Source organism: Streptomyces himastatinicus ATCC 53653, assembly GCF_000158915.1.
In the GTDB taxonomy this organism is placed as follows: Bacteria; Actinomycetota; Actinomycetes; order Streptomycetales; family Streptomycetaceae; genus Streptomyces; species Streptomyces himastatinicus.
Genome location: NZ_GG657754.1, coordinates 3170698 through 3178972, shown reverse-complemented (window position 1 = coordinate 3178972; position 8275 = coordinate 3170698). Strand labels below are relative to the sequence as shown.

5 protein-coding genes are annotated in these 8275 nt (G+C 72.0%); all 5 read left to right on the top strand.

Annotation, left to right across the window (positions count from 1 at the left end):
• The coding region (locus SSOG_RS12835; RefSeq protein ID WP_039937385.1) for an outer membrane protein assembly factor BamB family protein at window positions 1-1118 on the top strand (1118 nt) is incomplete at its 5' end.
• Window positions 1119-1142: 24 nt separating this feature from the next.
• Window positions 1143-3275: an outer membrane protein assembly factor BamB family protein gene (locus SSOG_RS12830; protein ID WP_009714650.1), complete on the top strand. Its 2133-nt coding sequence runs from the start codon at window positions 1143-1145 to the stop codon at window positions 3273-3275.
• Window positions 3276-3280: 5 nt separating this feature from the next.
• Window positions 3281-5449: a protein kinase domain-containing protein gene (locus SSOG_RS12825; protein WP_009714649.1), complete on the top strand. Its 2169-nt coding sequence runs from the start codon at window positions 3281-3283 to the stop codon at window positions 5447-5449.
• A 68-nt stretch (window positions 5450-5517) separates the two neighbouring features.
• Window positions 5518-7581 (top strand): protein kinase domain-containing protein, encoded by a 2064-nt coding sequence (locus SSOG_RS12820; protein ID WP_009714648.1) that lies wholly within the window; start codon window positions 5518-5520, stop codon window positions 7579-7581.
• A gap of 65 nt (window positions 7582-7646) precedes the next feature.
• Window positions 7647-7937, top strand: a complete 291-nt coding sequence (locus SSOG_RS12815; RefSeq protein WP_009714647.1) for a hypothetical protein — start codon at window positions 7647-7649, stop codon at window positions 7935-7937.
• The last annotated feature ends 338 nt before the right edge of the window (window positions 7938-8275 follow it).

The following is an 8275-nucleotide window of genomic DNA, read 5'->3' as shown; positions in this document are numbered from 1 at the left end:
CACCGCTCACCCCGGCCGAGCGCCTGGGGGCGGCGCACCGCTCCAGCCGCCGGCCCGCGGGCGCCCCGCCGACCCCGCTGTGGCGATTCGACGCCGACGGCACACCGCTTGCGTATGCCCCGCCCATCTGCGCGGACCAGACCACCGTCATCGCGACCGGCGAGGGCGTCACCGGGCTGGACCTGCGCACCGGAAAGCGGCTGTGGACCAGGGACGACGTCCGCGCACGGGGGCGGCTCCGGGCGGTCGGGAAGAACCTGGTGCTCGTCCCGGGCACCCGGATCGCCGCTCTCGATCCCCGTACCGGAGACATCGAGTGGGAGCCGGAGGAATTCCGCTCCGGCGGCCGGACCCCGTACGCCGCCCTGCTCGCGGCGGAAGGCGGCACCGTCTGGATCGCCGCCGAACGCCGGGGCGGGGCCGACAGCCGGGTCCTGATCGCCTACGACCTCACCCGGGGCAAGGAACTGTGGACCAGCCCGCTGCCCGACGGCTTCGACCAGGGTTACCTGATGAAGGACGTCCTCGTGGTGCGGGGCAACGAGTTCATGGCGTTCGACCGCACCCATGGCGCGCGGCGATGGACGCGTTCCTACAAGGGTGTGACGGCCGGACGGCCGGTGGCCACCGACAGCGGCGGCACCCTCATCGCCTCGATCAGCTCCGACCTTTGCGGCTACGACGTGGCACGTGGCGGCGGGCCTTCGTGGACCGTACCGGCGAAGGGCGAGGTCTCCTACAAGCATCTCGCCGACTTCGGCCCTCCGGTCGTCCACGGGGACACGGTGTACGCCACCGATGGCGCCTACGGGGTCCACGCGCTGTCGGCGAGGACCGGCGCGGTGCGGTGGCAGCGCCTCTACGGCCTCGTCACGAAGGCGCTGTCCGGAGCACGCACGCCCGATACGACGGTGAGTCCTTCCGGGCACACGGTGCTGATGAGCAATGACGTGGAAGTCGATGCCATCGACGCCGAGGACGGCACACTGCGCTGGCGCTTCACGGACAGCGGTGCCGCGGGAGCCAAGGGGATCGTGGCGCGTCGCAGAGTCGCCCTCACGGACGATCTGGCCGTCGTCATCAGTGGAAAGAGCGTCTATGCCCTGCCGCTGCGCTGAGCCGCGGACGTCCTGGAGGAGTGAATGAGTGTGCAGGCGGCCGAAACGGCGCGGCTCGGCCCGTTCCGTACCGTCGGCGCGGCTGATGCCCACGACCGCTTCGACGGTGCGCGTCGCCGTATCGCCCGGGACGATCGCACGGGCCGCACGGCCGTGTTGATGCTGCCGAGTGAAGAGCTCGCCGGGGACCCGGGGTACCGGGTGCGGTTTCGCGCGGAGGCCGAGAACTCCCGTCGGCTCACCGGCTACTGGGCGGCCCCGGTCATCGATATCGCCCCGGCGCATGAGGACCTCCCGTGGGTCGCCTATGACTGCTTCCCGGCTCTGTCGCTCGAAGAGGCGCTCGCCGCGTCCGAGGAGCCGCTGCCCGAGCCCACCGTGCGCGCGCTGGGCACGGTCCTCGCCCAGGCCCTCGCCGACTGGCATGCGAGCGGGCTGGTGCACGCGGGCATCTCGCCCGCGACCACCCTCCTCATGGCCGACGGTCCCCGGCTGACCGGCTACGGACTGGTGCGCGCGGCGGCGTTGGACGGCTCCGAGCGGGCTCACCCTCCCGGAGTCGACCCCTTCAGCCTGCCGCCGGAACAGCGAGCGGGCGGCCGGCCCCGCCCGGCCGGAGACGTCTACGCGCTGGGCGCCGTGCTCAGTTACGCCGCGACGGGACACGCGGACCTCTCGTACGCATCACGGGCGGCATTGCCGGAGCCGTTGGGCGGCCTCATCGCCGCTTGCCTGTCGACCGACCCCGAGGCGCGCCCACAGCCGATGACCGTGGCCCGGGAACTGCGTGCCTCCTGGCCCGCGGACACCTCGGGCGGACTGCCGCCCACCGTTGTGGCAGCCCTCGGCGAGCTGGAAGCGGCGTATCCCGCGGAGCCCCCGAGTGACGACGCCGAGACCGCGGCCGAGCCGCGCACGGCGGCGCGGTCGGGTCCCTCCCGGCGCGCCGTGATGATCGGTGCCGTCTCCGGTGTGGCGGGACTCGGCCTCGGGGCGGGCGCGGTCGCCGGATGGCGGGCGGCGGGGGAGCCGGGGCCTCGCGCAGCGACTCTCCGGGGGATCGCGCCTGCTCCGCTGTGGCGGCATGAATTCGGAAGTGACCTGCAAGGGGAGCCGCTTCTCTGGCAGGGGAGGCTCGCGCTCGTCAACACGGCCGAATCCGTGACCGCTCTGACGCTGCGGACCGGCAGAGCACGCTGGTCACGCGACGATCTCTATCCCAATCCTCTGGCCACCATCCTGCTGCTCGGCGATGGAACGTTCATGTCTCCGGACACCTCAGCCTTCTCCGCGGTCTCGCTGAGCACAGGCCGGATCAAGTGGGCGGAGAGGCGATACAACGGTACGGACGCCCCTTCGGTCTACGCGTTCCTTGCAGCCGGCAAGAACATGCTGTGGTGCCTCATCGCGGGGAATTCCGAGGAAGGGTCGGACGGCGACGAACGCGCGGTGGTCGCCTATGACATCAAAAAGCGCAAGGAGAGATGGCGTACTCCGCTGCCCGAAGCGTTCCAAGTCGGCGACGGGGGTGAGGCCACCGCGCTCCTGCTCGAGAGCATGATCCTCCTTCCCAAGGCTGGTGCGAGCACCGATGACGGGCCCGTGTCCTATCTGGCATTGGACCGCCGCAACGGCCGGAAGCTGTGGACCCGGACGTACCGGGGAACGGACGACTCGACCGAGGAGCGTCTGGTGGCCCCCGGGAATCTGCTGATCACCTGTGGCTACGACGACACCATGAGGGCCCACGACATCGTCAGCGGCAAAGAGCGCTGGCGGGTCAAGACCGGAGGAAGGCCGACCGGTGCGCCGGTGATACGCGGGCGTTCCGTTTACGTCACCGATTCGCACGCCATCACCCACGCCATCGACGTACAGAGCGGAAAATCACGGTGGCGGCGTCGAAGTCCCGTGCCTCTCGACTCCTCCCTGATCTCGGGCGAGACCGCGGTGAGCCATGCGGGCACCACCGTGTTCCAGTCGACCGAAGCCGAGGTCGAGGCGTTGGACGCGTCGAACGGTGCGCTGCGGTGGCGGTTCGCCCCCGCTCAGAATGGGCAGCCGGGGAGTGCCCTCCCCGGCCGTGTCGTGGGCACGGCGCCCGGCATGGCGTTCGTCCTGAGTGACCGTGTCCTCTACGCGCTTCCGGTGGACTGATACCGATGGTTTCCCCCCTCGCACACGACGATCCTCAGGCCATCGGCCCGTACACCCTCGTCGCCCGGCTCGGCAGCGGAGGAATGGGCACGGTCTATCTCGGGCGTTCGGCCAAGGGCCGCACGGTCGCGCTGAAAACCGTGCACGAGCACTTCGCCGCGCAGACCGAGTTCCGTACCCGCTTCCGTCTGGAAGCCGACGCCGCCCGGATCATCGGCGGGCAGTACGGCGCTGAAGTCATCGATGCCGACTCGCTCGCTCCGACGCCGTGGCTGGCGACCGAATACGTCCTCGGCCCGCCGCTCGACGAGGCGGTGGTGTTCTGCGGTGTGCTGCCCGAGTCCGCCGCACGCGTCCTGGGCGCGGCGCTGTGCGACGCGCTCGCCCAGCTGCACCGCTCCGGCGTCGTGCACCGCGACCTCAAGCCCTCCAACATCCTGCTGACCGCCCTCGGCCCCAAGGTCATCGACTTCGGCATCGCCCGGGCAGCCGGAGACGACCGGCTGACCCGCACGGGTTCGACGGCCGGAACGCCCGCCTACATGTCACCGGAGCAGGCGATCGGCGGCGAACACACGGCGGCGGGCGATGTGTTCGCCCTGTCCGCCGTGCTTGCCTTCACGGTGAGCGGTAGCCCGCCCTTCGGCAGTGGACAGCCTGCCGATCTGCTCTACCGGGTTCGGTACGCCGATCCCGATCTGTCCGGTGTGCCGGACGGACTGCGCCCCGTGCTGGCGCGAGGTCTGGCCAAGGATCCGGAGCAGCGCCCGGATACGACGGAGTTCAGGACGCTGCTCCATGACGGGGGCGGTGATTTCGCGGAGCACCTTCCGGACGCCGTGCTCGCGGACATTGCGCGGCGCAGCGCGGCCGTATGGGAGATCCAGCCCTCCCGACTGCCCGTACCGGCGGAGGAGTTCACCACTCCGACGTCCGCGTCGCAACGGCCCCGCGTCAGCCGCCGCGCGCTGTTCGCCCTCGGCGGCGGCGTGCTCGCCGCGGGCGGCGCGGCGGGCGCCTGGGGCTTGCTCGCCCCCGACGACGACACGGCGGGCCCCGCGCGGAAGGAGCCGTCCCGGAGGACACCGGGAGGAGCGCCGCGCCTGGTGTGGAAAGCAACCGTGGAGAGCGAGGGCATCGGAGACACCGTCGCGCTCCCGGTCGGAGACGACTTGGCGCTGGTTGCCGAGGGCCGCCTGCTCTGCGTGGATGCGAGGACCGGCGAGCGGCGCGCGGAGAGCGAGCTGGTGGATTACCCGCAGACCGTACTGTCCGACGGTGAGCGGCTGTTCGCGCTGGACGACAGGAACCACCTCGTCCCCGTCGACTTCGGTACGGGCAGCTTCCAGACGCCGCTGGCTCGGCTCGACGGCCTCGACGGCCTCGACGCGCTGGAGACGCGCCTGGTGATCGCGATCGGTCGCTCCCTGGTTCTGGAAGGGAAAACCGGCAAGGGCTGGGTGCGGTTCGCCGTCGACTCCCGGACCGGCAAGGAGGTGTGGCGCCGCCGGATGCCCACGCCGGCCGACACCTTCGACGAGCTGACCGCGACCCCTGTGGGCTCGTCGTATCTCCGCACACAGGGGGAGTCGGTCTCACGGATCGACGCCCGCACCGGGGCGACCCGCTGGTCGGTGCGGGTCCCCAAGAAGAACACGGGCGGTCTGTCCGGGGGGAGACGGCATGCCGTCTCCTCGGACCACCTGTTCCTCGGCGCCGAGGAACTGCTCGCGCTGCGGCTCTCCGACGGCAAGATCACGTGGAGATTCGGCAAGGGCCGGAAGTTCGGCAAGGACTACGACGCGTCGGCCGACCACTACGGCCCGCCGGTCTTCAAGGACGATGTCGTCTATACGACAGAGCGCAACAACGGCCTCATCGCCCTGGATTCCCGCAGCGGTCGCCTGCTGTGGGAAGAGGACAAGGACGCCGCGGTCTCGCTCTCCTTCGCGGCCAACTCGACCGTGAGCGGGAGGTACTTCTACGTCTCGCCGGACAACGACGCCCAGTGGATCGCGGCGATCGACCTGCGGACCCACCGTGTGGCCTGGACCTTCCAGAGCCCCTTGGGCGACCGGGGCGGTACAACCCCGACGATCATGACGCTCCCCCAGGCCAAGCGGCTCATCGTCGTGCGCGGTACCGGCGTGTGCGCCCTTCCACTCGACGCGTAGTGGACGAGTAGACGAGCAGCGGTGGTCCATCCGCTCATCGACCATCCCCACCCCACTTCAGGAGCCCCATGAACCCCCTCGGCACCGGCGATCCCCTCCGCCTCGGCCCGTACCGCCTCACCGGCGTGCTCGGGGCCGGCGGGATGGGGCAGGTGTACCTCGGGCGGAACGCGGCGGGCCGGACCGCTGCCGTCAAGGTGCTGCGGCCCGAGCTGGCGCACGATCCGGAGATGGCCCGGCGCTTCCTACGCGAGGCATACGCGGCGCAGGCCGTGCGCAGCGGCGGGGTGGCGCGGGTGCTGGCGGCGCAGACCGAGGGCGGACGGCCGTGGATCGCCACGGAGTTCCTGGTGGGACCCACGCTCGACCAGGCCGTCGAGCGCTACGGGGCGCTCGGCGAACCCGCCGTCAGGGCGCTGGGCGCGGCGCTGGTGACGACGCTGCGGGAGATCCACGGGGCCGGGCTCGTGCACCGCGACCTCAAGCCGTCGAACATCGTGCTGACCTCGCGCGGACCCAGGATCATCGACTTCGGCATCGCCCGCCCCGAGCACGGACTCACCCTCACCACCACCGGACAGACGCTCGCCACCCCCGGCTACGCCGCGCCCGAACAGGTCCTGGGGCGGCGGACCGGACCGGCGGGGGACGTGTTCTCCCTCGGCGTGGTCCTGGCGTACGCGGCGGGCGGGCGGCCGGTCTACGAGGGCGGGCATGTGGCCGCCGTGCAGTACCAAGTGGTGCACGGCGAGCCGGAGCTGGGCGCGGTACCGGAGGGCCTGCGGGCTCTGGTCGCACCCTGCCTCGCCAAGGAGGCTACGGACCGGCCCGTCCTCGACGCGCTCGCCGGGCAGCTCGCGCCGCCCCGCGGCGCCGGGCGGATCTGGCGTACCGGGCCGCTCGCGGAGGACATCGCACGGCGCGAGGCGGACTCCCGGCGGATGGCCACCATGCCCGGCGACGAGGAGTCACGCCCCACCCGGCGCAGGCTGCTCACCACCCTCGCCGCGGGCGGCGCGGTGCTCGCGGCGGGCGGCGGTGCCGGGGCGTGGTGGCTGCTGGGCGACGACGAGACCGCGGCGGACGGTGCGCAGCCGTGGGACGCGAAGCCGCTGGCGAAGTACGACGAGGGCGCCGCGCCCTCGCCCCTGTGGGGCCCCGTCGACCTCGGTTCCCTGAAACTCGCCGACCGGGCCGTGCCCGACCCGCTCCCCGTCCGGGACCTGGTCGTCGTCGCGGTGACGGACGGTCGGCTGCGCGCCTACGGCGTGACCGATGGGAAGCCGAGGTGGACGACGTCGACCACTGGACTGAGGGGACGGCTGCTGGCACTCCGCGACGAGGGCGTCCTCGCGACCGACGCCAAGGGCGTGGTGCGGATGCTGAGCGCGAAGGACGGCACTCAGCTGTGGAAGGCCGAAGGTGCCGACGCGGCGGCGCTGCTGGCCGTGGACGACAGCGCCGTCTACGTGGTCACGCGGGCAGGCCGGGTGCGTGCCGTCGACCTCGAATCGCATCGTTCCCTGTGGACGTCCCCGCGACCGGTGCGGACTTCCGGCAACAGCCCGGCGGCGGCCGCGGTGGCCGACGGCCGCCTAGTGGTGCACGGCACCTCCGGCGAGGTGGTGGCTCTCGACACGACGAACGGCAAGACCGTCTGGGGGCTCGACAAGCGCGGCTCCACGCCCCTCCCACCGGTCATCGTCGGCGGCACGGTCTACCTGGGCGGGCGCAGCCTGGCCGCTGTGACGCTGTCCGACGGCAAGGAGAAGTGGGCGCGTGCCGCCGTCGGTGAAAGCGGATGCAGCGCCCCGGCCGTGCGGAAGGGCGTCGTGTACGCCGTTGACGGGACCGATCTTTCCGCACGCAAGGCTGATGGTGGGTCGGACATGTGGACCTTGCCCTTCGCTTCCCAGGACCACTCTCTGGACGCCCCGGTGGTCGTGGGGAACAGCGTGTGGGCGGTGGCCGACACGGAAGGCACCCGCGGGGTACAGGTGGTGGACGTCCGGCAGGGGAAGGAGGCTTGGCCGTACACCGCGGGTACCGGCGGCAACTGGCAGCTGGCCGCGGCCGGGAACCGGGTCTTCCTGCTGCACAACCGGACGCTGACGGCCATGCCGGTGTTCTAGGACAGCCGTTCCACCACGACCGCCCGATTCCACCGCCACACCGACGCGATCATTCGGAGACACCCTTGGACAGCGACGCGCTGGACGCGTACATACGGGCCCGGCTGGCACTGGCCGGGGTCGACATCGACCAGCTCCCCGACGTGGCCGACCCCGAGACCGGCACCCCCACCCGGGCCGTGATCATGCTGGCACTGCGCGAGTTCGTCGCCACGACGCCCGGCGCGCTCGCCGAGTGGACACCGCCGACGGGCGGCCTGGGCGGCGCGCTGGGGGCGGCGTACGCGCAGCAGGAGGCCGCCCCGCTCGCGTACCCGTCGATCACCACCGCCTGGACCGGGGAGGCGGACGGCTGATGGGCCGCGACCTCAACCGCCGTACGTTCCTCGCCGCTTCGGCCGCCGCCGGGACCGGTGGCGCCCTCGCCGCGTCCGCCACGCCCGCCGCCGCGGCCCCGGCGCGTACCCCCGAGGCACCGGCCGAGCCCGCCGTCGACGTGCCCGACCTGCCGGTGCGCGAGGCAGCGCGGCACGACCCCGACGGAGGCCACGCTCGCCGAGGCCGTCGTGTTGATCCGCACCGGCCGCCTCACCTCCGCGGACCTCGTCCAGGCGTATCTGGACCGGATCGAGAAGTACGACAAGACCTACCAGGCGTACGCCGAGGTGACCGGGAAGCAGGCACTGCTCGCGGC